Source organism: Pseudomonas sp. GW821-FHT02H06, from assembly GCF_059421525.1.
In genome coordinates, this window is the sequence record NZ_JBWKVD010000006.1 from 232685 (window position 1) to 258958 (window position 26274).

The window sequence follows — 26274 nt, forward strand, 5'->3', positions numbered from 1 at the left end:
ATCGGATGTGGCGTAAATCAGGACGCGGAGGTTATCAGAGCCGGGCGCTTGGGAGCCAGGCGCCGGACGAGCCACGTGTCGCTGCCCGAGCAGAGCCGGGCAGCAAGGCCTGTCAGTAAGCGCCCATGTAGTCGCGCTTGCCGACTTCCACGCCGTTGTGGCGCAGCAGGTCATAGGTGGTGGTGACGTGGAAGAAGAACTGCGGCAGCGAGTAATGCAGCAGGTAGGTCTGGGTGCTCAGACGCTTTTCTTTATCGGTGCCAGGGCGCAGGACGATTTCCCGCGCTTCGTTGCCATCGACCTGTTCGGCCTTGATGGTGTCGAGGAACGCCAGCACTTTGGTCAGCAGCGCTTGCAGATCGGCAAAGGTGGTTTCGGTGTCTTCGTACTTCGGCGGCTCAAGACCTGCCAGTCGTGCGCCGGCGCCTTTGGCGAAATCAACGGCAATCTGCACCTGACGCACCAGCGGGAACATGTCAGGGAACAGACGCGCCTGCAGCAGGGCATCCGGCTGAATGTTCTTGGCGGTGGCGTGGGCTTCGCCTTTGGCCAGGACGGCGCTGAGGGCAGTGAGCATTTGCTTGAAGACAGGGATCGAAGCGGCGTAAAGAGAAAGGGTCATGGCAGTTCCTCGGGAAATGAGTCGCACGGAGGCGGACGCGAACGCGGCTTGTCTTTTACCTCATCCAGCCCCTACCCTCATAGCCTTTTCAACGCTTGGGGAATGGGTCATGTCTGACGAGCTGGATTCCGAAAACACCGTTGAAGCCTCGGATGCGCTGCAGCTGAGCGGCACCGAAGTGCGTATTTTGGGCTGCCTGATCGAGAAGCAGGCGACCCATCCCGAGACCTACCCCCTGACCCTCAACGCACTGGTGCTGGCCTGTAACCAGAAGACCAGTCGCGAGCCGGTGATGAACCTCACGCCCGGCCAGGTTGGCCAGAGCCTGCGCGCACTGGAAAGCCTGCAACTGACGCGTCTGGTCATGGGCAGCCGGGCGGACCGCTGGGAACACCGCGTCGACAAAACCCTGGAGCTGGTGCCGGCGCAACTCATCCTCACCGGCCTGCTGTTGCTGCGCGGCCCGCAAACCATCAACGAGCTGTTGACCCGCAGCAACCGCATGCACGATTTCGAAGACACCGACGCCGTGCTGCATCAGCTTGACCGGCTCATTGGCCGAGGGCTGGCGGTGTTGATCCCGAAACAGGCAGGCCAGCGCGAAGACCGCTATATGCATGCGCTGGGTGATCCGGCTGACAGGGAGACAATGCTTGCCGCCCGCGCGCATCCGGCAGAGCGCAATAGCGGCGGCAGCCATTCAGGCAGCGCGGGCAGCTCGGCGATGGCGGAGAGAATCGAAGCCCTCGAAGCCCGCATCGCCGCCCTGGAAGAGCGGCTGGCATTGCTGGAAGGTTGAGAGCGGCTCCGAGGAATCCTAAGCCTGGTGCAAAACCTGTGGGAGCGAGCTTGCTCGCGAAGGGGCGGGTATATCCACTGCATGTGCAGCGGCGGATATACCGTCTTCGTGAGCAAGCTCACTCCCACATGTCCCCCGTCTGCCGCGGGACAGCGTGCTGCCTGAAGATCGGTAGCCAAGCACACCCTGGCGTTACCCAAGCGCAAGCATCAACCCCGCGCGAACGCCGCCGCTGCCTGATACTGCTCCTCGGTGGGCGTCACGCCGGTGTAAAGAATGAACTGCTCCAGCGCTTGTATCGCCGCGACCTGGTCACCGGTGATCAGGCGCTTGCCGAGGCGCTCGGCCTCGACAATGAACGGCGTGCGCGCCGGCGTGGCGACCACGTCAAACGCCGTGTCGGCCTGTTCGATGGCGGACACGTCGAAGGCCAGCGCATCGGCCTGATCGCCAGCCATCCCCAACGGCGTGACGTTGACCAGCAGCGGTGGGCGCTCGCTGCCCAGTTCGGCTTGCCACGCGAAGCCGCAGGTCTGTGCAAGCGCCCTGCCCGCCTGCTCGTTGCGCGCCACGATCAGCCCGTCAGTAAAGCCGGCGTCACGCAGGGCACAGGCGACGGCCTTGGCCATGCCACCACTGCCGCGCAAGGCAAAGCGGGTGCGCGGCACTTCATGGGTATCGACCAGTTGGGCGATGGCGATGTAATCGGTGTTGTAGGCTTTCAAGTGGCCATCGGTATTGACGATGGTGTTGATGGATTGAATGGCGTCGGCAGACGCGTCCAGTTCATCGACCAGTGCAATAGAGGCTTCTTTAAACGGCATCGACACGCCGCACCCGCGAATGCCCAATGAACGCATACCGGCAATGGCTGCAGGCAGGTCGTTCGGCGAAAAGGCCTTGTAATAGAAGTTCAAGCCCAACTGTTGATACAGGTGGTTGTGGAAGCGCACGCCGAAGTTGCCCGGGCGTCCGGCCAGCGACATGCACAACAGCGTTTCCTTACTGGCAGTGACCAACATGAAATCTCCCGAGTGGTATTAGAAGACGCCTGGGGAAAGGCGTAGAATCGCGACGCTGCGCCGAAAGCGGCAAAGCCATTGTCATTAAAAGTGTCGAATACCTTACACAAAATTTACGCAACGGCCTCGCAGATATTTTCGAAACCGTTGTCTGAGAAGTTATCCCGTGGCAGTGCCTGAGAGTAACGCAGGCTCGCGACAACGGGACTGAACACCGAGGAACAGTCATGATTCGTCAGATCCCCAAAGTTGCCTTGTTGTTAGGCGCCCTCGCCCTCGCAGGCCAGGCTGAAGCCCATGGCGGCGGCCCGGGCTGGGGTGGAGCCGCCGTAATCGGTGCGGTCGTCGGCGGTGTTGTCGGCGCGGCAGTGGCGTCCGGGCCGGTTTACGCAGCACCCGCTCCCGTGTACGCGGCCCCAGCGCCGGTTTATTACGCGCCACCGCCTCCACCGCCGGTTTACTACCAGCCGGCTTATGTCGTTGAGCGCCCGGTCGTCTACGCACCGCGTTACTACGGCCCGCCACGTTATTACGGCCCACCACCGGGCTATTACCACGGTGGCGGTCGCTGGTAACAGCGGTTTGCTCCTGAGCACAGGGCTGTCGATTCATGGTCGCCAGCCCTCACCCAACACAGCCCCCGCCTTCCCGGCGGGGTTTTTGTTTCAGGGGTATTGATGCCGGAGCGCAGCACCGCTTTGCGCACGTGTCCCCATCACTGTCCCTACCCGCTCATCAATGACGACTATCGAGAGCGGTGATTTCTGCATCAACCGGTCGGGCCTTAAAGTAGCGCCATAGATTGTTGGAGGCACTTATGACCAAGGTTCAAATCATGTCGGTTGTCGGCAGCGCAGTTCCCCCTCAGCTTCGTGAGCGCGGTCTGTTAGCGTGCTGGTACCTGATGCAGAACGGCGAACCCGTCAGTGGTCCTTTGCCTTCACTGCCAGCGGCGCAGGCCCTGTCGCAGCAACTTGAATGCCGCTCACTCAACAGCTGAACTCCTATTCGCTCTTCCCTGTGAATCGTGCGTTGCTCCGCACACCCCTTTAGCCCGCCTCTTTAATGACGCGGGCTTTTTTTTGCGTGACGATCCGATGTTGAGGCGCAGCGCCGTTTAACAGCCAGGCCATAATCGGTAATTCGACCCTTTTAAATACAGGCTTTTTGGATCCGCCACCTGAACCTGACCTATACAACAGCGCTTTATTAGCGAAACCCGGCGACGCCCCATCGACAACTTCAGAAACTTGCTCCTAAAATGCGCCGAACTTGTTGTCGTGCTTGAAGAAAGTCCGACGTTCCACGCTATTTCCATCCTTTAGTGAGCTTTGCTCTTGAAAATTCGCCCAACCGTCATCGGCCTATTATTTGCACTTACAGGCTGCGCACTTTCCACTGCCGCATTTTCCACCACCGCACTGGCGAAAGAGCCGGCGGCGTTCAATCGCGACCCGGCCAATCTTCATCTGGCCTCCGGCAGCGCCATGATCACCGACCTGCAAACGGGTCAGGTGTTGTATGCGAGTAACCCCGACATCGTCGTGCCGATCGCCTCGGTGACCAAGCTGATGACCGCGATGGTCACCCTCGACGCCAAGCTGCCCATGGACGAGATGATCAAGGTCGACATCTCCCAGACCGCGGAAATGAAAGGCGTGTTCTCCCGGGTCAAGCTGGGCAGTGAGCTGAACCGCCACGACATGATGCTGATCACCCTGATGTCGTCGGAAAACCGCGCAGCGGCGAGTCTGGCCCACAGCTACCCGGGCGGCTATCCGGCGTTTATCCGGGCGATGAACGCCAAGGCCAAGTCACTGGGCATGAACCATACCGTGTACATGGAGCCCACCGGGCTGTCGGTGTACAACGTATCCACCGCGCGGGACCTGACCAAGCTGGCCCTGGCCGCACGCAACTACCCGATGCTGCGCGAGCTGAGCACCACGCCGGAGAAAACCGTGACCTTTCGCAAGCCGAATTACATCCTCGGCTTCAGCAACACCGACCATCTGGTGCGTAAATCCAACTGGGACATCAAGCTGACCAAGACCGGCTTCACCAACCAGGCGGGTCACTGTCTGGTGCTGTTGACCAGCATGGCCAATCGTCCGGTGTCCGTGGTCATTCTCGACGCCTTCGGCAAATACACCCACTTCGCCGATGCCAGCCGCATGCGCTTGTGGATGGAAACCGGCAAGAGCGGCCCGGCGCCGGAAGTCGCGCTGCAGTACAAGAAAGAAAAGAATCAGGTGATGAGGCAGAAGGGTTTGCAGGCGTCGGAATAAGACGTCGCGCAACGTTCAGTGGGAACCCCTCGGGCGCCCACTGATCACTGACTCGCCCGCGCCATGCGCTTGAGTATCACCACCATCCCCACGCCCAGCCCGGCCATGCCGACCAGCAACGCCGGGTAGCTGATCCACCACGCAATGGGCGTGGTCATCATGCTGTATTCCGACATCCCGCCAATCCCCGCCACCAGATTCAATGGCAAGAACACCACGTTGATCAACGTCAGCTTGCGCAGCAGGTTATTGGTGTTGTTGTTGACCAGATTGCCCCGCGCGTCCATCAGGCTGGCAAACACCGTGGAATAGATGTTCGCCTGTTTGTGGCACTGCTCGTTCTCGATGATCATGTCTTCGATCAGTGCCAGGCTGTCGCCGGAAAACTGATGCTTGTGGGCATGATTGCGCAGGCGCGTCAGCACCGAACCGTTGCTGTCGATGGCGTTGATGTAATAGACCAGGCTTTCGCTCAGGTTGAACATCTGCACCAGATGGCGGCTGTCCATCGACGCATTGAACTGCTGCTGCAATTCCCGGGCGATCATCTTGATCACCTTGAGGTGACCCAGATAATGATGGATGTTATGGAACAGCACCTCCAGCAACACGTCCAGCAGCGTGTGCATCGGCCGGTGCTGTCCGAGGTCGCTGATCTGCTTGCTGTCGGCACAGATCAGCACCATGTGATGGGGGCTGAGCAGCACTCCGAACGACGACACGTCGAAGGAAAACGTGTCCTTGCCCGAGTAGTTTTCCGGGCGCTTCCAGATCATGAACAGCGCGTCCGGATGAAACTCGATGCGCGACACCTCGTCGGGGTCGAGCGCCGAGGCCAGAGCGTGGTCGTCGAGGTTGAAGCGCTCCAGCAGCAGCGTCTTTTCGGCGGCGTCCGGGTCGCTGAACCAGAGCACGCTGGCCTCGGCTTCGGCGCATTCCCGTAACCTGCCCGCCTCCAGGCGGTGGCCCTTGATCACCGGCCTAACCCGCCAGACCGCGACGTTTGATGTCGAGGCGGCGAATGAACTCTTCCAGCACCAGCGCGTACAGATCGTCCTGCAGCCAGGCGTCTTCGATGCCGGCGTCGAGGTTGGGGTTGTCGTTGACTTCGATGACCACCACGCGATCGCCGGACTGCTTCAAGTCGACGCCATACAGCCCGTCGCCGATCAGGTTGGCAGTCTTCACCGCCAGATCCACCACGGCCTTTGGCGCGTCGTGAACCGCGAGCGTGCGGCACTCGCCGTTGATTTCCGCATCGATGGCCTTGTGGTTGTAAATCTGCCAATGCCCCTTGGACATGAAGTACTGGCAGGCGAACACCGGTTTGCGATTGAGCACGCCGATGCGCCAGTCGTATTCGGTGTAGAGGTATTCCTGGGCCAGCAACAGCACCGAATGCTCAAACAGTTCCCGCGCCGCTTCCTGCAATTGCTGCGCGTCCTGCACTTTGATCACGCCCTTGGAAAAACAGCCATCGGGGATTTTCAGCACCAGCGGAAAGCCAAGCCGTGCCGCAACGTGCTCCAAATCATCCGGTCGCTCCTTGTAGAGGATTTCCGTGGCCGGCATGCCCAGCTTGTGGCTTTTGAGCAGGTCGGTCAGGTAGACCTTGTTGGTGCAGCGCAGGATCGACGCCGGGTCATCCATCACCACCAGCCCTTCGCTCTCGGCCTTCTTGGCGAAGCGGTAGGTGTGATTGTCGACGCTGGTGGTTTCGCGGATCAGCAGCGCGTCGTATTCGGCCAGCCGCGAGTAATCCTTCTTCTCGATCAGCTCGACGTCCACGCCCAGTTGCTGGCCGACGCGGATGAAATTATCCAGCGCCTTGCGGTTGGACGGCGGCAACGCCTCCTGCGGGTCATGCAGGATCGCCAGGTCGTAGCGATAGGTGCGGGGGGAACGGGGCTGGCGCCAGATCTTGCGGCTGAAACTGTCGAGAGACTGAGCGAACTGGTCCTGCTGGTGATCACGCAGGCGGGTCAAGGCGCCGGTTTTGATGCCGACGATGTGCCAGTTGTCGCGCTTGCGAAACTCCACCAGCAGGATCGGCGCCGGAAACGCCTCGAACAGTTGACGGGCAAGGTCCTGCAACGGAGCGAGATCGGTCTGACCGAAATACAGGCTCAGGGTGAAGCCTTCGGTTTCGTCATACGGATGGTCCCGCAGCGCGTGTTCGAGGCGCTTGTCGAGGTCATCCAGGGCCAGGCCGTAAAGGGATTTCCGGGTCAGTTCGCTGATGGTTTTGACCGACGGAATCACGTGGTGACCCCGGGCTTCGGCCAGCAGCGAGCAGTAATAACCGTGGCCCAGGTAGCGGTAACTGCGGCACAAGTTGATCACCTGCACCCGTTGACCGGCAGTGTTCTGGGGCGGGTTTTCCAGGTAGTCCTGGGCGCTGATCAAGTGTTCGCTGGGCAAGTAAGACGACCAGTCTTCGAGCCGCTCCACAACAATCAACAGTTGGCTTCGGGTTGAAACAGGTTTCAGCGGATTGACATTAAAAGTTGCCGAACGCTGAGGTTGTGCTGATACTTCGTCGGTCTTCACCGGCACCGCATTCATGAGTTGATCCTTCGGGAAACAGTCCTTTCTATAAAACATGGCTTTGTAGAAATGTCCCGTTTCGTTACTCACTCTTTACGGTGTCGGACATGAACTTTATATATCGCCTCGCCCAGCCTGCCGATGTGGATGAACTGTTGGTGCTGGAAAACCAGTGCTTCGAATCCGATCGCCTGAATGCGCGCAGCTTTCACTGGATGGTCACGCGGGCCAATGCGCGATTGATCGTCGCGCTATGCGATCAGGCCGATCAACGCCTGGCCGGTTACGCGCTGGTGCTGTTCCATCGCGGCACGTCTCTGGGCCGGCTTTACTCCCTGGCGATCAGCGACGATGCCCGGGGCCAGGGCCTCGGACAGCAACTGCTGGCCCAGGCCGAACAGCATGCCCTTGAGCGTGAGTGTGCCTATCTGCGGCTCGAAGTCCGCCCGGACAACGCCCCGGCGATTCGCTTGTACGAGCGCAACGGCTATCGCCTGTTCGACCGCATCGACGATTACTACGAAGACCACGCCCCGGCGCTGCGCTACGAAAAACGCATCCGCGAACACGCCACCGGCGTTGCCCGCCACGTGCCCTACTACCCGCAAACGCTGGACTTCAGCTGCGGCCCGGCGTGCCTGCTGATGGCGATGAAAGCCCTGCAACCGCCACGCGCCATGCAGCGTCACGAGGAGCTGCAGATCTGGCGCGAAGCGACCACGGTGTTCATGACTTCAGGCCACGGCGGTTGCAGCCCGCAAGGTTTGGCGCTTGCCGCATTGCGCCGGGGTTTCGAGGTCGGCCTGCAGGTGTCGGTGCGCGGGCCGTTGTTTCTGGCTGGAGTGCGCAGCGAAGAAAAGCGCGAAGTCATGCGCCTGGTGCATGAGGAATTCAGCCGCGAGCTGGCTGAAAGCGCGGTCCGTCAACTGGGCAGTGCGCCGCTCAATCTCTGGCAGCTGCAAAAGGACAACAGCTTGGCGCTGGTGCTGATCAGCAGCTATCGGTTGACCCGTTCCAAGGCACCCCACTGGGTGCTGGTCACCGGTTGCGATGATGACTTCGTGTATTTGCACGACCCCGATATCGATCACAGCCAACAGCGTCAGGCCATGGACTGCCAATACATGCCGGTCAGCCACAAAGAGTTCGCCGGCATGAGTTGCTTTGGCGCCGACAAACTTCGCGCGGCGGTGGTTCTTTATCCGCAAGAAGATCCGCAGGCACAGGCGCTTATATAAATGGCGTCAGGTGAAGCACTGTTCGCGTAAAGATCCCGTCGTATTGATTGCAGTTGCACCGGCAAAAGGAATGAATAGTCGCTCGGCCTTTGGGCGACTTACTGGATGAGCGTGATGGATAACTCGGTGATCGGTTTGATAATTCTTTCGGTGATAGCGCTGTTTGGCGTGTCGGCGTTCTACTTTGATTTTGTTCATCCGCACCGCGAGGGCAAGCACCCGCGGAAATGATGAGCGACGCCCCGACGGATTATTTTTCCTTCCCCACTTCATCGATCAAGGCGTAACGCCAACGACCCGCTAAGCTTGAACCGTTGACGCTTGCTTTGCACATCGCTCGGGGGAGTTGAAACATGCTCATCAAATGGGTACTGGCTGCGTTGCACCTGCTGGCGTTCGGTTTTGCCATAGCGGCGGTGCTGGCGAGGGGACGGGCGTTGCGGCGGTTGCGCACGGATGATCCGCGATCGTTCAGGGATGTCTTCGTGGTCGACAATATCTGGGGCGTTTCAGCAGGGGTTCTGCTGATTACCGGGGCGTTTCGGGCGTTCGGCGGGCTGGAAAAAGGCTCGTACTACTACCTGCATCAGCCACTGTTTCACCTGAAAATGGCGGCGTTCGTGGCCATGCTGGCGCTGGAAGTGGTGCCGATGTTCGCGCTGATCAAATGGCGCATCGCGTTCAAGAAGAACCAACCCATTGATACTTCCCTGTCCCGGCGGTTCGCGCGGATCAGCCACATGGAGGCGCTGCTGATGGTCATCATCGTCATCGCCGCCACGGGCATGGCGCGGGGGATCTTGTTGAGCTGAGCTGAGCTGAGTTGGGGGTCTGAGGCGACACGCCCAGACCCGAAACCGTCAGGTCACCCAGAAAAACATCAGGGTCAGGTTCGCGCCCGAGATCAGTCCGAACAGCCCCCAGGCCAGGGTTTTGGTCAGGCGGCTGTTGGCGAACGGGCCCATCAATTGCGGGTCGCTGGTGAAGCGGATCAGCGGCCACAGTGCGAACGGTAACTGCAGGCTGAGGACGACCTGGCTGAGCACCAGCATCTTGCCCACCGCACCATCGCCAAACCAGATCACCCCGACGAACGCCGGAATCAGCGCCAGCCCGCGCGTCGCCAGGCGGCGTTGCCAGCACGGGATCTTGGCTTTCAGAAACCCTTCCAGCACCACTTGGCCGGCGATGGTCCCGGTGAACGTCGAGCTCTGCCCTGCCGCCAGCAACGCGACACCGAACAGCACGCTGGCCACGGCGCCGCCCACCAGCGGATCGAGCAGGTGGTAGGCGTCCTGAATTTCCACGATGTCGGTGTGGCCGGTGCCGTGGAACGCGGCGGCAGCCAGAATCAGAATGGCCGCGTTGATCACCAGCGCCAAGCTCAGGGAGGCAATGGTGTCGACCCGGGCGTAACGAATGGCGCTGGCCTTGCTTTCGAGCGAAGTGCCGTTGACCCGGGTCTGCACCACCGATGAATGCAAGTACAGGTTATGGGGCATGACCGTCGCACCGAGAATACCGATGGCGATGTACAGCGGCTCTTGATTGCTCAGCATCTCCCACGACGGTTTGAGCCCCGCCACGACGTCCGGCCAGAACGGTTTGATCAGCACCAGCTCGATGAAAAAGCACGTCGCGATGGTCGCGATCAGCCCCAGCACAATGGCTTCCAGACGGCGGAAATTGGCGCCCTGCAAAGCCAGCACGATGACCGTGTCGAACGCCGTCAGCGCCACCCCCGTGGTAATCGACACCCCCAGCAGCAAGTGAAACGCCAGCGCGGCACCCAGCACTTCCGCCAGATCGGTCGCCAGGATCGACAGTTCGGCGAGAATCCACTGGCCCATGCCGACCCGGCGGCTGTAGTGCTCGGAGGACAGCTGCGCCAGATCGCGGCCGGTGGCGATGCCCAGGCGTGAACACAGATTTTGCAGCACCATGCCCGACAGACTTGCCAGCACCACCACAAACAACAGCGAATAACCGAAGCGCGAACCGGCTTCGATGGCGGTGGCCCAGTTGCCGGGGTCCATGTAGCCGATGGAGATCAACAGGCCGGGGCCGACGAACAGCATCAGCTTGCGCAGGAAAGACGCATTGGCGGGAATGGCGACGCTGTCGGTGGTTGCCGACGGGCAAAATGGCGCGGTGGCGGTGGTCGGGAGTTTGTACTTCACGGGAATCCGAAACGTGGTGGCGGTCAGCCCCGGAGCTTAAACGCGCAGAAATGTTTTGTCTTGAATCTCTGGGGCACTAACATGCTGCGTCTCACCGATCCGGAAAAAACAATAATGCATGCCGCTTCTGACAGCCCCGATAACGCCCGCCCGACCCAAGACGGACTCGACCCGATACGCGCGGCGCGGATTTCCGCCCGCATCGACCGCCTGCCCGCCGTCGCCACGATCTGGAGACTGGTGGCGCTGCTGTCCATTGGCGGCTTCTTCGAACTTTACGATCTGTTCCAGACCGCCTACATCAGCCCCGGCCTGATCCGCGACGGACTGTTCTCCACCGGGGCGCAGGGCGTGTTCGGCTTTTCCGATCAAGCGGCGTTCGCGTCGGCGACCTTTCTGGGGCTGTTCCTCGGTGCCAGCCTGCTGAGCCCGATCGCCGACCGCTACGGCCGCCGCGCGATCTTCACCTTCGCGTTGATCTGGTACACCGTCGCCACGGTGCTGATGGGCATACAGACCTCCGCACTGGGCATCATCTGCATGCGCTTTCTGGTGGGCATCGGCCTGGGCATCGAACTGGTGACCATCGACGCGTACCTCTCGGAACTGGTGCCCAAGCGGATGCGCAGCGCGGCGTTCGCCTTCGCGTTTTTCGTACAGTTCCTGTCGGTGCCTTCAGTGGCATTGATGTCCTGGTGGCTGGTGCCGCAGGACCCGTTCGGCGTCGCCGGCTGGCGCTGGGTGGTGTTGGCCAGCGCCGTGTTCGCGCTGTTCATCTGGTGGCTGCGCTCGCGCCTGCCGGAATCACCACGCTGGTTGGCGCAACACGGCCGCTTCAGCGAGGCGGAAAAGATCATGGACGACCTCGAAGCCCGCTGCATCAAGGACCACGGTCAGGCCCTGGACGAACCGGAAACCCATAACGTGGCGGTCGAAGGCAAAGGCCGTTTCGCCGACATCTGGCAACCGCCCTATCGCCGTCGCGCGCTGATGTTGATTGTGTTTCATGTGTTCCAGGCGATCGGCTTTTTCGGTTTCGGCAACTGGCTGCCTGCGTTGCTTTCGGGTCAGGGCGTGAGCGTGACCCACAGTCTGGCGTATGCCTTCGTGATCACCCTCGCCTATCCGCTGGGGCCGCTGTTGTTCGTGAAATTCGCCAACCGGTTCGAGAATAAGTGGCAGATTGTCGGCTCGGCGTTGGGCTCGATGATCTTCGGCACGCTGTTCGCGCAGCAGACGACGGCGGCGGGGCTGATTTTTTGCGGGGTGATGATCACGTTCTGCAATGCGTGGCTGAGTTTCAGTTATCACTCGTACCAGAGTGAGTTGTTCCCGACCAACATCCGCGCCCGGGCGGTGGGGTTCTGTTATTCGTTCAGTCGTCTGTCGACGGTGTTCAGCAGTTTGTTGATCGGGTTGTTTCTGGATCACTTTGGTACGCCAGGGGTGTTGACGTTCATTGTGATGAGTATGTTGATTGTGATCATCACGATTGGCGGGTTTGGGCCGAAGACGCGGAATCTGGCGCTCGAAGATATTGCTCATTAGCAGCGGTGTTTCCGTGAGAAATCGGTGCGGCGGCTAAGATCAAGATCAAGAGCGTCTGCCTAGGGGCAGACTGTTTCGCCTTCGGCGAGTTACTTGATAAAGCCCCAAGTAACCAAGGGCTTGTGCTCCTGGTTGGGCCCCTCCTGCGTCGGGGTTCCTTCACTCCGGTCTCACTCCGTGGGCCCGCGCCGAACGGACATCCATGTCCTGACGGCGCTCTCGCCGCATCCATGCGGCTCGACCCACTGCGCGAGACCTGCGTTCAGCCTGCACCCAAGTCGCGCTTTGTGGTGTCTGGACTTTTTGCGTATGAAGATCAAGAGCAGATCAAAGGCTTCCCGGCTGAAGCCGGTCCTACAGGGCAAAGCGTGCATTCAGTGGGACCGGCTTTAGCCGGAAAAGCGTCAATCGTTACATGGCAAAACTGGTGGCGCCTACACCTGCCTCTATTCGATGAAGCCAGTCCAACTGACAGCAGCGCGTGCATTCCGGGAGTAGCGGTAGCTCAGGCAAGGATCGGCTTTCGCCGGCCCCTTGATGTTCGCCGAAAAGGAGTTGCTAGTCGCTGTTCGCAGCGCCATATCATTTGTATCAAGAGCCATAGCTGATACTCATCCCTTGTTGCCACCGGTAATGTGGCCTAATGATTCTGGGGTTGGCTGTTTGAGAGAAAGTAATGCGAGAGCGCCAATAGCTGCTCTGGCGCCCCACTACGCAGAGGCCTGCCATTCGTGCATGCTCTACGCCCAGACCAACTGTCGGCGCCTATTGCCAAAAATTCAAAGGACGAAGCAGGCTTTTTCATGAGCGGACTCGCAGACGAACACATCCCTATTGCTCGCACTTTTCATAAGATTGAGGTGAAAGCCAAAGATTCGGACGAGTCGGACATTTCTCACTGGTTTTCTGATACGGGAAAGCTTCGCTGGCCAGAGCTGCTGAACGAGCACCGAGTCATTTTGCTATCCGAAGCAGGCTCAGGAAAAACCGCTGAAATCCGTCACATCACCAAGACCCTTCGTGCTGAGGGCAAGCATGCTTTCTTCATGCGAATAGAGAATGTCCGCCCGGATATGGAGGAGGCGTTCGATGAAGGATGTTATGAAGAGTTTACCGACTGGGTTGAGAGCGGAAAGCAAGGCTGGCTATTCCTCGACTCAGTAGATGAAGCTAAGCTGCACGACCCGCGGGATTTTGAGCGCGCCATAAGGGCTATTGCAAAACAGCTCAAAAACGCTCTTCCGACAGTTCACATTGTCATCACTGGCCGTGCAACAGCATGGCGCGTGAAAACGGACCTGATTCTCTGTGAAACGCTGTTCCCCTCCCCGTCGGCTCATCGGGCTCCTGAAGAAGGTACAGGTGTTGACGAAAAAGGGGAATCAGCCACAGAGCGCCCCACCGACTCGCTCGGCTCTTCCAGTGTTTTCAAGATAGTAGCCCTGGACGACCTGCACGGTGACCAGATTGACCAGTTTTTGCAGGCAAAAAACGTCAATAACATTAAGGCCTTCAAAGATGCTGTGGCGCGAAAGGAAGCATGGAGACTGACTACCCGGCCCATTGATCTGACAGAACTGATCGAGTTTTGGAAAGCTTGCGGGCGCATTGGGTCAAGCTCCGAGCTGATGCAAAACAGCATCGACCGTAGGCTGAGGGAGCATGATTCAAACCGCGATGACCTGCTTCCGATAACGCCTGATCAGCTGAGAAAAGGGGCTCGCCTGCTAGCAGCTGCCGCAACCTTGGGACAACGCTCGTCTATCGCCCTGCCAGACATAGAGATTCAAATCAAAGGAATCCAGGCAGCTTACGTTCTGCCAGACTGGACATCCAAAGACGTCAAAAAGCTGCTGAGCAGGCCCATCTTCGAACCAGATATCTACGGAGCGGTACGCTTTCACCACCGATCAGTACGGGAGTATTTGACAGCAGAATGGCTGCACCAACTGATCATGAATGACACCTCACGACTGCGAGTCGAAAGCCTTTTCTTCCGTAACCAGTACGACATTGAAGTGGTCATTCCAACGATGCGGCCAGTACTGAGCTGGCTCGCTGTCATGGATACTCAACTCCTTGAGCGAGTGCGCCGCCTAGCTCCGGAAGTAGTGTTTGAAGGAGGGGATCCGAGCCTGCTACACAAAGACGTGAGGATCGAAATCTTGCGGCAAGTATGTGCCGAGCTCGTGGCTGACTCAGGCAATCGCTCATTGATTGACTCGACGTCGGCGCGAAGATTCGCCAGCGCAGATCTCGCCGACGAGATAAATGCGTTGCTCGAACAATACCGCGACTACGAGACAGTAAGCTGGTTTCTGCTGATTATGGTCTGGCAGGGAGAAATTGCAGGATGCTTGGCCCAGGTCAAGAGCTTCGCATGTAAATCTCGGGACAAGCACACTCGACTGGCCGCGATCTCCGCACTGGAAGCTCTGGACGCGAAGCTTGACTTGGAGGAAGTCCGCAACAGGTTTCTCGAAGAGTCTCCTGAGCTGGATCGCACCTGGCTTGCTGAACTGATCGGTGGGCTACCAGCAAACGAACCTTCCGTGACATGGCTATTGGCAGCCGCCGAACGTGTCGCACCCGTGGAGCAATATCACCCCGACAGTCTTGGTCGCGTGCTGGTGAGTCATGTAAAGGGATGGCCTTCTCATCTTGTTGGAGCTCTAGCCGAGGGCTACTACACGTTACTAAAAACACCTCCAGTTGATGACACATACCTAGCCCAAATTTCAATACGGTATGAATGGCTGATCCAACCGGCGACTAGTGCGATTTCTCAGATGGTTCTGGCGCGTGCCGAGCAATGCCTGGCACCCGAGATGCTTTCTCTCCTCAGGATGATTCCAGCAGCGGACAAATCAAACGAACACGATATCCAGCCTCTGGTGCATTCCCTTCGAAGCGACATCGCCGATTGGCCCGCGCTTAACCATGCGTTGTTTTGGCACGATGTTCACGAGTGCAGGATTCGGAACGTGAACGGCCGCAACGATGGCCTTGTGAATTTTCATCAGGTGGGCATTTTCGGCTGTTTGTGGAGCTTGCAAGCAATCGGGTTTTCCACCATCTGTGACGACATAATTTCTCGTCCATTGCCACACGATAGGCTTGTAGGGCTTTCCGCGGCGTGGACTCTTTACCAAGCAGCAGATAGGCCAGGGAGTTGGCTCAAGGAACTACAGCGCGTTAAAGCGGGTGATCCAGCCCTCGAAACAATGCTCAGTAACTACTTGAACCCTCCCGAAGATGAAATGGCGAAATTCCTTCAACAAGAGTCAGCATGGAAGAAAAAGGCTGAGCGGGTGAAGAGTCGGCGTGAAGTGCAGGCAACCGGCTGGAAAAGCAGATTGAGATCAAACATAGAGTCGCTCCGCAACCCGCATGTTCTCGGACAGATTACAAATGGGCAGCTCTATCTGTTGAATCAAATGCGACAAAACTCGAATACCCAAACCCACTGGAGCGACGCCAACTGGGAAGGCCTGATACCTGAATTCGGCCAAGACGTTGCTCTGGCATTCCGTGATGGCGCAATCAATTTTTGGAGGCACTATACGCCCCAATTACGCTCCGAAGGAGCCCCTCTAAACACGACCCCATACGCGGTTATATTCGGGTTGATTGGTCTGTTGATTGAGTCACAGGAACCACAGACCCTAGTGGGCCTTTCCGACGGCGAAGCGAAGTTGGCTACGCGCTACGCCATGCATGAATTGAATGGCTTTCCGAGCTGGCTGCCCTCGCTTTACGCATCTCATCCCGATTCTGTAATCGAGATCATGCTGAACGAAATTGATTACGAGCTCAACAAGCCGGCAGAAGGAGCAGAAAATAGCTATGTCTTATACGACGTGAGCTGGAGTGGAGAATGGCTGTGGCCAGCGTTAGCTCCATTGATTATTCCCTACATGTGCAAGAAAGACCGCAACATCTCTCAGCTCAGACAACTGCTGAGTATTGTCCAGGGATCACCGCTCGGTGATTCTGAGCTGGCCTCACTGGCTGCTCGAAAAGCTCGATCCGGTGCTGAAAGCGTGTATGCAGCTGTGTGGTTCGCAACGTGGGTGGGGGTCGCGCCGCGTCCGGGCCTGGCGGCTGTTTCGGCCCACCTAGCCGCAATGACCTCTGCTCAGGAGCAAACCAGCTTTTCGACGAACTTTATCACCACTCTCGTCGGAGGTAGGTTTGAGAAACGCTGCGCGCGTCAAGGATTCAGAACTGTCCCAATCATGAGCGACCTGTTCCTGCTCATGCAGCGCTACATCAGAGAGGAAGAAGACATTAATCGTGCGAACTCAGGAGTTTATTCGCCCGGGGAGAGAGACGCCGCTCAGGACGCCCGCAACGCCCTGCTTTCTTTTATCCGAGAGACACCTGGCAAAGACGCCTTCCTCGCCCTGATGCATATTTCACAGAACCACCTAGTGCCGAGTGCCCGACAGTGGATTGCAAGACAGGCTAAAGACAAAGCCACCCTTGATGCTGACGCCGTTCCATGGTCAATAGCACAGCTGTTGGAATTCCACAGCTGCCTGGAACGAACTCCAAACAATGATCGAGAGCTGTGGGAGCTGGCCGTCGACCGATTGCTCGATCTGAAACATGATCTCGAAGAGAGCGACACGAGTAATGCGACCATCCTCCAAAAATCGGATCAAGAAACCGAAATCCGAAATTATATAGGCGGGTGGCTAAGAGACCGCGCTCGAAATCGCTACTCCACCCCTCAAGAAGAGGAGTTGTCAGACGCGAAACGGACTGACCTGCGAATCCACGGGCACACGTTCGACGGTCAGATACCCGTAGAGCTCAAACTAGCTGATAACTGGTCGGGGGCTCAGCTACAAGAGCGCTTGGAAAATCAGCTGTGTGGCGACTACATGCGTGATCGGCGTTCGAGCTACGGTGTCTTTCTCCTCGTGTACCAAGGTACCCGATCCAGAAAGTCTTGGACGGTATTACCCAACAACCAGCGGCTTCCCTTCGACGACCTTGAGGATGCTCTTCAGAAGGCCTGGATGGACTTCGCTCACCAATTTCCTAACGTAAATGGCATTAGGGTTATCGGGATCGATCTCACTAAACGAGGCGTAGATGTGAAGACAGCGTCACTCCAACGCCGGGCAAAGATTGACAAGGTAGCAGTGAGAAAACCTCGACCATCCAAGCCTAACTCATAGGATGGAAGGCGCTGATGGAGCAACATCTCACTTGCTGGCAGACTGACTCAGCACCTATGTCAGAACGCGGAAGATTTAGTGGAATTGAACAACAGCTGGAGTGGATGCTAAGCAGCAGCGGATACGGGATCTCCAACGACACTCAGCCTGCGCCCAAGTCGCGATTGGCGGTGACCGGATTTTTTGCGTCTGAAGATCATAGGCAGATCAAACGCTTCCCGGCTGAAGCCGGTCCTACAGGACACCGCGTGCATTCAGTGGGATCTGCTTGATCGTTCCCCCGCTCCGCGTGGGAACGATCAGAAAGCAGATCAGGAGCAGATCAAGCCCGGGGACTTGTGGGAGTGAGCTTGCTCACGAAGGGATCGGTACATCCACCGGATATCTGGTGTTTTTGATAAAGCATTCGCGAGCAAGCTCGCTCCCACAGGTAGGGGGTGTAGTCATCAAAATTGTTGGCGCCCGGGCTGGCGTCTTCCCGGCTGAAGCCGGTCCCACTAAACAGCAGCGCGTGTATTCAGTAAAAGTGGCGGCGACCTCGACTGTAGGACCGGCTTCAGCCGGGAAGCTTTTGATCTGCTCCATGCTTTTGATCTTCATGCACAAGAAGCTCAGACGCCGCCAATCGCGACTTGGGTGCAGGCTGAACGCAGGTCTCGCGGAGTGGGCCGAGCCGCATGGATGCGGCGAGAGCGCCGTCAGGACATGGATGTCCGTTCGGCGCGGGCCCACGGAGCGAGACCGGAGTGAAGGAACCCTGACGAAGGAAGGGCCCAACCAGGAGCACAAGCCCTTGGTTACTTGGGGCTTTATCAAGTAACTCGCCGAAGGCGAAACAGTCTGCCCCCAGGCAGACGCTCTTGATCCTAAGGATCTTGATCCGAAAAAACCTACCGAATCCCCAGTCGCCGGGACAGGCGACTGAGGTTAGCCCGATCAACACCCAACTCCCGCGCCACGTCCGCCCATTTCCCCTGATGCCGCTCCAGCGCCTCACCAATCAACCACTTCTGAAACCCGTCCACTGCCTCCTTCAACCCCTCCCCCGGCTGAATCACCGGCATGGCGCCGTGCACCTGCGCCAAAGCAGGTGCCGCCACCCGCAACTCATCAAGCCCCAACACCTCCGCTTCGATCGTCAGAATCCGCGGCCGCTCGCCGTGCCCCGACAGCGCCTTGAGCACCGCGCGGCTGATCAGATGCTCCAGCTCCCGCACGTTCCCCGGCCACGGATACGCCAACAGCACCGCCTGCGCCGCCGGGCTCATGCGCAAACTGCGCAGCCCCATCCGCGCCCGGTTCTCCTCCAGAAAATACCCCGCCAGCAGCAACACATCGCGACCCCGTTCGCGCAACGGCGGCACCACCAGCGGGTAAACGCTCAGGCGGTGATAGAGATCCGCGCGGAAGCGACCGGCCCGCACCTCTTCCGCCAGATCACGGTTGGTCGCGGCAATGATGCGCACGTCCACGCGATGCTCCTGATCGGACCCTACCCGCTGCAACTGGCCGCTCTGCAACACCCGCAGCAACTTCGACTGCACCGGCAGCGGCAGCTCGCCCACCTCATCGAGGAACAACGAACCGCCGTGGGCCAGCTCGAACTTGCCGCTGCGCCCACTGACCGCGCCGGAAAACGCCCCTTTGACGTGACCGAACAACTCGCTTTCCACCAACAGCTCCGGCAGCGCGGCGCAGTTAAGGCTGATTAGCGGCTTTCGTGCCCGGGGTGACTGCAGGTGAATGGCCTCAGCGACCAGCTCTTTGCCCACACCTGTTTCGCCGGTGATCAAGACCGTCAGCGGGCTGTTGCCCACCAACTGGATTTCCTGCTGCAAACGTTTGTGCACCGGGCTTTGCCCGATCAGCTCCCGGGGCCCGCGTCCGCCTGCGGCACGTTTGTACACCTCGGCCAAGTGGCGTTGATCCTCAAACCCGCGCGCCAGTTGGCTGATCCGCTCGCTGGCCATCACGGTGGCCGCCGCCAGGCTGGCGAACGCCTGGAGATCGCCCAGATCAACCCGGCCAAAGCGCGCCGGATCAACAGAATCCAGCGTGATCACCCCCCACAGCGTGTTCTGCACGTAGAGCGGGCAGCCCAGGCAATCGTGCACCTCCAGATCGCCATGCACGCCTTCGACCAGCCCGTCATAAGGGTCCGGCAGATCGCAGTCGGTGGAAAAACGCTTGGGTTCGCGGTTTTGCAGAATGATGTCCAGCCGCGGGTGCTCCCCCAGCCGAAATCGTCGTCCCAGTGTGTCCGGGCTCAAGCCCTCGACGGACAAAGGCACCAGCACCTCATCCTCCCGCTTGAGCAACGCCACGGCGTCACACGGAAAAAGCTGGCGCAGCGACCGCAGCAACCGGCGGTAGCGCTCATCGTCCGGCAGGTCCCGGGACAGGTCGGCAACCAGCGGAATCAGCGCCAGCAGCAAAGGATGGGTCATGGAAGCTCCCGGTCATGGCATGGGAAAGGGGTGCAAGGGCCGAGTCATTATGACTGCGATGTGAGTCGAAACGACAGCGCCGTTCCCGGGTCAGGCTCTGGCGCTGCCACTGGGAGCACGCTGAACCCAGACAGACGAGAATCGACGAATTGAATACGGCACTAAACCGTCACTCTCGAGAAGTCATTAGTTGGTCGCCAATTCCCCGGCAGCGCTCGACTTATTAATAAGAAACAATCCCGCAGACTTCCCTCAAAAACACGCCATTTTATTCTGACGCCACTTCGCCGACGTGCCGGGCGAGCCCCTTTAATTTAAATGAAGTTGTGAAAATCCTATTTTGTTTATAGTCCTGTGACCCTACAGGAGCACTCACTATGGCCAGAATTCAGGGACGAGTTCTCGAAACTTCCCCACCGTTGGTAGTTGATCTCGACGGCACGTTATTGCGCTCGGATCTGCTCATGGAAACGGCCATGGCGTTTGTTCGAGGCCAGCCGCTGAAAGCCCTGAAAATGCTGGGGTGGCTGTTCAAAAGCAAGGCCGCGCTCAAGGAAGGCCTGGCCCTCAACTCCGAAATAGACGTATCAGTGCTCCCGTACGATCCGCAGATCCTCGAGATGATCCAGCGCGAACGCGACACCGGCCGGATGGTGGTGCTGGCGACGGCGAGTCATGTAAGCCTGGCCGAGCGCATCGCCGAACATCTGCAGTTATTTGATCTGGTGCTGGCCTCCAATACCAACCGCAACTTGTCCGGCAACAACAAGCGCGACCTGTTAGTTGCGCACTTCGGCGAGGGCGGTTTCGATTACGTCGGCAACTCGAAAGATGATTTGCCCATATGGGATGTGTCCCGCCACGCCTATGTGGTCAACCCCGATCGCGGTGTGGAAGCAAAAGTAAACGCGCAAGTGCGCGTCGAACCGACCATTCATAGCAACACGCCAAGCCTGCGCGACTGGCGCAGGGCCCTGCGCCTTCACCAGTGGCTGAAGAACGCGCTGATCTTCGTGCCGCTGCTGGCGTCCCATCGCCTGGCGCAATTCGAGCTGATGCGCGACGGGGTCATCGCCTTCCTCTGCTTCGGCCTGTGCGCTTCCAGCGTCTACATCCTGAACGACCTGCTGGACCTGTGCGACGACCGCCACCACAAGAGCAAATGCAACCGGCCGTTCGCCAGTGGGCGTCTGTCGATCAAGACCGGGCTGGTGATGGTGCCGACGCTGCTGGCGCTGGCCTTTGGCGCCGCGCTGTTGCTCCTGCCCTGGCAGTTCTCGGCAGTGATGGCGGCCTACTACGGCCTGACGCTGACGTATTCGCTGAGGCTCAAACGCCTGATGGCCTGGGACGTGATTGCCCTGGCGATGCTCTACACCGCGCGGATCATTGCCGGCGTCGCGGCGTTCAGCCTGACCCTGACGTTCTGGATCCTCGCGTTTTCGATGTTCATCTTCCTCAGCCTGGCGATGGTCAAGCGCTACGCCGAGCTGCGCGATGCCCGCGCCCGGGAGGTGAATACCCTGGCCCGCGGGCGCGGTTACCACCCCGGCGACCTGGACATGATCGCCTCGCTGGGGGCGTCGTCGGGTTACCTCGCGGTGATGGTGCTGGCGCTGTACATCCAGGACGCGAAAACCACCGAGCTGTACGTCACGCCGCACATCATCTGGCTGGCCTGCCCGCTGCTGCTGTTTTGGGTGACGCGGGTGTGGATGCTGACCCATCGCGGGCAGATGAACGAAGACCCGGTGGTGTTCGCCATCCGTGACCGCACCAGCCAACTCATCGGCGCCGCATTTCTGATGATGTTCTGGATCGCCGCATGAGCGCACCGTTGTATTCCTGGGGACGTTTCCCCCATCGACCGCAACGCGGTCACGGCTGCGTGTGGCTGGACGAACTGCCGGCGCAGATGGACCGCGTGATCGGCGCCCATCGTAGCAGCCTGCCCTACGGCAACGGCCGCAGCTACGGCGACAGTTGCCTGGCCACCAGCGACGAAGTGCTGCACATGCGCTCGCTCGACCGGCTGATCGACGCCGACTGGACCACCGGCGTGATCAAGGCCGAAGCCGGCATCACCCTGGCGGAAGTGCTGGCCGTGGCCATCCCTCAAGGCTGGTTTTTGCCGGTGACGCCCGGGACTCAGTTCGCCACGCTGGGCGGCGCCATCGCCAATGACGTTCACGGCAAGAACCATCACGTGCGCGGCACCTTCGGCCGTCATGTGCTGGGCTTCGGCCTGTTGCGCCATGGCGAGCCGGAAGTGATCTGCTCGCCTGATGCCCACCCCGACCTGTTCGCCGCGAGCATCGGTGGCCTCGGCCTGACCGGGGTCATTCACTGGGCGCGGATTCAGCTGATGCCGATCCGCGCCAGCCAGATCGACACCACCACCGTGCGCTTCGCCAATCTGGCCGAGTTTTTTGCGCTGTCGACCGAGCTCGACGCGCGTCATGAGTACAGCGTTGCCTGGGTGGACTGCCTGGCCAAGGGCGCCGAGACCGGACGCGGGGTGTTCATCGTTGGTGATCACGCGCAGTACGGCTCCCTCGACGTCGGTCAGCGCAAGAAGCTCAGCGTGCCGCTGACGCCGCCGGTGTCGCTGATCAACAAAATCTCCCTCAGCGCCTTCAACAGCCTCTACTGGCGCCTGCACCCCTGCCAGCGCAAGCAGGGCCGCAGCGCTTACGAACCCTTCTTCTACCCCCTCGACGGGATCCTGCACTGGAACCGTATTTATGGCCGCCGGGGGTTTCAGCAATACCAGTGTGTGGTGCCTGCGGCGAACGCCGAAGCGGCCATGGGCGAACTGCTGCGCGCCATCGCCGACGCCGGCCAGGGTTCGTTCCTCGCCGTGCTCAAGCGCTGTGGCGACATTGCTTCGCCGGGTCTGCTGTCATTCCCGCTGGAGGGCACTTCGCTGGCGCTGGATTTTGCCCAGAGCGAGGCGCTGGAAAACGTTCTGTTCCCACGTCTGGACGACATTGTTCGCGCTGCCGGCGGGCGGTTGTACCCGGCCAAGGACGCCCACATGAGTGGCGCCGATTTCCGTCGTGCCTACCCCGCCTGGGAGCAGCTGGAAGCGCTGCGCGATCCCTCTTTGATGTCCCGTTTCTGGAGCCGTGTGATCCTATGAAAACTGCCGTGAAGAAAGTCCTGATCATCGGCGCCACCTCCGCCATCGCCAGTGCCTGCGCGCGGTTGTGGGCAACAGAGGGCAGCGATTTTTTCCTTGTGGCGCGCAACGTCGAGAAGCTGCAGCAGACCGCCGATGACCTCAAGGCGCGCGGGGCGACCCACGTCACGCTGCACGAGATGGACGCCAACGACATCGAGGCGCACCCGCTGATGATGGGGCGCTGCCTGACCGCCCTGGGTCAGATCGACATCGCCCTGATCGCCCACGGCACGCTGCCGGACCAGAAGGCCTGCGAGCGCGACGTGCACATGGCCCTGAAGGAATTTGCCAATAACTGCACCTCGGTGATCGCCCTGCTGACCGTGCTGGCGATGCAGTTCGAAACCCAGCGCTGCGGCAGCCTGGCGATCATTTCTTCGGTGGCGGCTGACCGAGGCCGCCCTTCCAATTACCTCTACGGCAGCGCCAAGGCGGCGGTCTCGACCTACTGCGAAGGCTTGCAGGCGCGGCTGTTCAAGGTCGGCGTCCACGTCACGACCATCAAGCCGGGCTTCGTCGACACGCCGATGACCCAGGGCCTGTCGTTGCCGGCAGCCTTGCTGGCGCAACCGGCGCAGGTTGCCCAGCGCATCGTCAAGGGCATCGCCAACAAAGTGCCGACGCTGTACGCACCGGGTTTCTGGGCGCTGATCATGCTGGTCATTCGTTCGATTCCGCAGCCGGTGTTCAAGAGGCTGAATCTATGAGCGAAGCCGTGACAGAGCCTTCGCACCTGTCTGGCTGGCGCTACCGCGCGGTGGTGCTGTCGGTGGTCGGTTCGGCGCTGGGGTATCTGGGCTTTTCGCTGTGGGGCGGCTGGCAGGCGGTGGGCGCCGCGGTGAGTGAGGTCGGATTGGTCGGCATCGGCATCGCGCTGCTCATGTCGTCTGTGAATTATGGCCTGCGCTTTGTCCGCTGGCAGACCTACCTGAAGGTGCTCGGCCATCCGATGCGGTGGCGGCCGAGCCTGAACATTTACCTGGCCGGCTTTGCCCTGACCACCACGCCGGGTAAGGCCGGTGAAGCCTTGCGCGGCGTGCTGCTGAAACGCTGGGGCGTGCCCTACCCGCAGAGCTTCGCGGCGTTTTTCAGCGAACGGCTTTCGGACCTGTTTGCGGTGGTGTTGCTGACCCTGTTCGGCCTGTCGCTGTACCCCCAGGCGTGGCCGATGATCGTGGTCGGCGTGGCGCTGGTGGCGGTCGGGCTGGTGGTGCTGTCGCAACGTCGCCTGCTTGAGCGGATCACCGAAACAGTGCCGGCCGGTGGCGGCAAGGTGCTCGGGCTGCTGCGCCATCTGCTGCAGGTGCTGGTGCATGCGCAGCAATGCCATCGCCTGCGCCTGATGCTCGGCCTGACCGCCCTCAGCCTCGTCGCCTGGAGCGCCGAGGCGCTGGCGTTCGACTGGATTCTGAAATGGATGGGCGCCGACATCCCGCTGACCTTCGCGGTGTTCGTCTACGCCCTGGCAATGCTGGCCGGCGCAGTGAGCTTCATGCCCGGCGGCCTCGGCGGCGCGGAGGCGGTAATGGTCGGGCTGCTGGTGTGGAAAGGCATGAACAGCGCCGACGCCGTGGCCGCCACCGTGCTGATTCGGCTGGCGACGCTGTGGTTCGCCGTGGCCATCGGCGCGGTGATGCTGGTCAGGCTCAAAGGCGAGGCGTCGGCGCCTCAGGCTCAACCGATTCAATAACGCTTTTCGACGGGATTAAGGGACAGGAGTGCAAGTCATGGTGGCAGCAGTACGTTATCGAGCGTTGTTTGGCATTCCCCTGTTGCTGGCGGTGGCCGCCGTCCTCTGGAGTTTTATGGCATCCAGCGGACCCATCCAATGGATGGACAACGGCATCTTCATCGCCGACGCCTCGGAGGGCCGCTACTTCAGCGACACCCTCGGGCCGCTGGATCACCCGCTGTACCTGTTCGTCACCACGGCGCTGTTCGCGAATTTCGGCCCGTTGGTGCTGAGTTTCATGAACTCGATGCTGCTGATCCCGCTGGGCTGGGCGATCTTCCGTCTGGCCAAGGGCGTCGGCGCCACGTCGCAGCAGGCCTTGCTGGCGATTGCCGCTGCGGTGTTGTGCCATTGCGTGTTCTGGGTCTCGACCAAGGCCGAGGTTTACCTGCTACACACGCTGCTGGTGACCCTGGCGTACATGGTGCATTTTCGCGATAAATCGCGTCTGGGCCTGCTCACCGCATTGTTCGTCATCGGCATCCTCACCGGGCTGGCTGCGGCCATTCATCAACTGACGTTCATCGTGTTATTCCCGCTGTATGTGCAACTGGTGTGGCAGCACAGGGCGCGGGTTCTGGTGACGATTCCGGGGTTTGTGCTGGGCTTTGCGGTGGCGATTCCCGGTGTTCTGCAGGAGATGCAGAACGGCCTGAGCCTGATTGATATCGGCCATCGTTACCTGATCGGCATCCCCGACAACCCCACCGAGCAAAGCTGGCAGGGCTCGCTGTTTCGCTTCGACGACATGTGGCACGAAAAGAACTCGGTGGCGCTGCTGATGCTGTCGTTGCTTGGCCCGCAACTGGTGGCGCTGGTGCTGTTCCCCAGAAGCCGGCGCCTGCGACTGCTGTGGTGCGCGGCGGTGCTGAACTTCATCTTTGCGGTGTCGTACAACGTCACCGATCGTTTCACGTTTTTCCTGCCGGGTGCGGTGCTGTTGAGCATCATCGGCGTGATCCTTGTGCAGGCGTGGCTGGCGCGTCGCAAGGCCGCCGTGGTCGCTTACGCCCTGCCCTTCAGCGGCCCGGTGACCATTCTGGCGGTGTACGCGATTTACGCCAGCGGGGCCGTTGCGCTGCCGACCCACAAGGAAGCGCTGCCGTTCCGTGACGACATCCATTACTTCATGGCGCCGTACCTGCGGGATCGCTCGGCGGAAACCTTCGTGCACAGTTACGAACAATCGGCTCCGGAAGGCGCGCTGATCGTCGCCGACTGGACGCCCAACGGTGCGCTGCGCTCGGCGCAGGCCAGCGGATTGCTCAAGGGTCGAACAATCGCGCTGTGTGAAGGCGCGCAGGACATCGAGTCGTATCTGAACGGCCCCGGGGCCTTCCTGGCGCGGACCAGCTACTGCTCGAGCATTTCCGATCGTTTTGATCTGCAGACGTTGGCGGTGGGATACGAGCTGCGCGCGAAATAGCCAAACCTGAGTGATCGTGGATGACCGTTCGTCGGGACGAATGCACCTCTTG

At 60.0% G+C, this 26274-nt stretch carries 19 protein-coding genes; 13 read left to right on the top strand and 6 right to left on the bottom strand.

The annotated features are described in order from the left end of the window. Window positions 1–112: 112 nt before the first annotated feature. A complete protein-coding gene (locus tag AC07VF_RS12900; RefSeq protein WP_192172469.1) occupies window positions 113–622 on the bottom strand; it encodes a DUF1993 domain-containing protein in 510 nt (169 codons plus the stop codon). Window positions 623–731: 109 nt separating this feature from the next. Here AC07VF_RS12900 and AC07VF_RS12905 point away from each other — a divergent pair, with 109 nt between their 5' ends. Further along, window positions 732–1421 carry a YceH family protein gene (locus AC07VF_RS12905; protein WP_495009591.1) on the top strand — a complete coding sequence of 230 codons (690 nt, stop codon included), beginning with the start codon at window positions 732–734 and terminating at the stop codon, window positions 1419–1421. Between the two features lie 209 nt (window positions 1422–1630). Here the strand turns inward: AC07VF_RS12905 and AC07VF_RS12910 are convergent, their stop codons facing one another. Next, a complete protein-coding gene (locus AC07VF_RS12910; RefSeq protein ID WP_346628943.1) occupies window positions 1631–2443 on the bottom strand; it encodes a shikimate 5-dehydrogenase in 813 nt (270 codons plus the stop codon). Between the two features lie 227 nt (window positions 2444–2670). On the opposite strand from AC07VF_RS12910, the gene AC07VF_RS12915 reads away from it, so the two are divergent. From AC07VF_RS12915 to pbpG, 3 genes are all read left to right on the top strand, one after another. Next, a complete protein-coding gene (locus tag AC07VF_RS12915) occupies window positions 2671–3018 on the top strand; it encodes a hypothetical protein (RefSeq protein ID WP_192172466.1) in 348 nt (115 codons plus the stop codon). 242 nt (window positions 3019–3260) lie between these two features. After that, window positions 3261–3443, top strand: a complete 183-nt coding sequence (locus AC07VF_RS12920) for a hypothetical protein (RefSeq protein ID WP_122538145.1) — start codon at window positions 3261–3263, stop codon at window positions 3441–3443. A 331-nt stretch (window positions 3444–3774) separates the two neighbouring features. After that, window positions 3775–4731, top strand: coding sequence for a D-alanyl-D-alanine endopeptidase (gene pbpG, locus AC07VF_RS12925; RefSeq protein WP_407073228.1), 957 nt, complete (start codon window positions 3775–3777; stop codon window positions 4729–4731). A 44-nt stretch (window positions 4732–4775) separates the two neighbouring features. Here the strand turns inward: pbpG and AC07VF_RS12930 are convergent, their stop codons facing one another. Beyond that, window positions 4776–5708: a magnesium transporter CorA family protein gene (locus AC07VF_RS12930; RefSeq protein WP_192172463.1), complete on the bottom strand. Its 933-nt coding sequence runs from the start codon at window positions 5706–5708 to the stop codon at window positions 4776–4778. A 4-nt stretch (window positions 5709–5712) separates the two neighbouring features. Continuing rightward, window positions 5713–7296: a RimK family ATP-grasp domain-containing protein gene (locus AC07VF_RS12935; RefSeq protein WP_192172462.1), complete on the bottom strand. Its 1584-nt coding sequence runs from the start codon at window positions 7294–7296 to the stop codon at window positions 5713–5715. Window positions 7297–7385: 89 nt separating this feature from the next. On the opposite strand from AC07VF_RS12935, the gene AC07VF_RS12940 reads away from it, so the two are divergent. Continuing rightward, window positions 7386–8516, top strand: coding sequence for a peptidase C39 family protein (locus AC07VF_RS12940; protein ID WP_495009590.1), 1131 nt, complete (start codon window positions 7386–7388; stop codon window positions 8514–8516). A 353-nt stretch (window positions 8517–8869) separates the two neighbouring features. Then, on the top strand, window positions 8870–9328 hold the full coding sequence (locus AC07VF_RS12945; protein ID WP_282373354.1) for a DUF2214 family protein: 459 nt from the start codon (window positions 8870–8872) through the stop codon (window positions 9326–9328). Between the two features lie 48 nt (window positions 9329–9376). Here the strand turns inward: AC07VF_RS12945 and AC07VF_RS12950 are convergent, their stop codons facing one another. Next, window positions 9377–10696: an Nramp family divalent metal transporter gene (locus AC07VF_RS12950; RefSeq protein ID WP_463584143.1), complete on the bottom strand. Its 1320-nt coding sequence runs from the start codon at window positions 10694–10696 to the stop codon at window positions 9377–9379. A 114-nt stretch (window positions 10697–10810) separates the two neighbouring features. On the opposite strand from AC07VF_RS12950, the gene AC07VF_RS12955 reads away from it, so the two are divergent. Together AC07VF_RS12955 and hyoA are read left to right on the top strand one after the other, a co-directional pair. Next, window positions 10811–12244, top strand: coding sequence for an MFS transporter (locus tag AC07VF_RS12955; RefSeq protein WP_495009589.1), 1434 nt, complete (start codon window positions 10811–10813; stop codon window positions 12242–12244). 803 nt (window positions 12245–13047) lie between these two features. Then, window positions 13048–17433, top strand: coding sequence for an NACHT domain-containing antiphage protein HyoA (hyoA, locus tag AC07VF_RS12960; RefSeq protein ID WP_495009588.1), 4386 nt, complete (start codon window positions 13048–13050; stop codon window positions 17431–17433). Window positions 17434–18323: 890 nt separating this feature from the next. On the opposite strand, the gene norR is transcribed toward hyoA, so the two are convergent. Next, window positions 18324–19880 carry a nitric oxide reductase transcriptional regulator NorR gene (gene norR / locus AC07VF_RS12965; RefSeq protein WP_495009587.1) on the bottom strand — a complete coding sequence of 519 codons (1557 nt, stop codon included), beginning with the start codon at window positions 19878–19880 and terminating at the stop codon, window positions 18324–18326. 377 nt (window positions 19881–20257) lie between these two features. On the opposite strand from norR, the gene AC07VF_RS12970 reads away from it, so the two are divergent. The 5 genes from AC07VF_RS12970 to AC07VF_RS12990 are packed head-to-tail and all read left to right on the top strand — an operon-like array spanning window position 20258 to window position 26222. Continuing rightward, complete coding sequence (locus tag AC07VF_RS12970) at window positions 20258–21709, top strand: UbiA family prenyltransferase (protein ID WP_192172456.1); 1452 nt, start codon at window positions 20258–20260, stop codon at window positions 21707–21709. After that, complete coding sequence (locus AC07VF_RS12975) at window positions 21706–23022, top strand: FAD-binding oxidoreductase (RefSeq protein ID WP_495009586.1); 1317 nt, start codon at window positions 21706–21708, stop codon at window positions 23020–23022. Before AC07VF_RS12970 ends, AC07VF_RS12975 begins: the two co-directional genes overlap by 4 nt. An 8-nt stretch (window positions 23023–23030) precedes the next feature. Next, window positions 23031–23771 carry an SDR family oxidoreductase gene (locus tag AC07VF_RS12980; protein WP_495009622.1) on the top strand — a complete coding sequence of 247 codons (741 nt, stop codon included), beginning with the start codon at window positions 23031–23033 and terminating at the stop codon, window positions 23769–23771. Between the two features lie 8 nt (window positions 23772–23779). After that, window positions 23780–24754, top strand: a complete 975-nt coding sequence (locus tag AC07VF_RS12985; protein WP_495009621.1) for a lysylphosphatidylglycerol synthase transmembrane domain-containing protein — start codon at window positions 23780–23782, stop codon at window positions 24752–24754. Between the two features lie 37 nt (window positions 24755–24791). Beyond that, window positions 24792–26222, top strand: a complete 1431-nt coding sequence (locus AC07VF_RS12990; protein ID WP_495009585.1) for a DUF2723 domain-containing protein — start codon at window positions 24792–24794, stop codon at window positions 26220–26222. Window positions 26223–26274 lie beyond the last annotated feature (52 nt).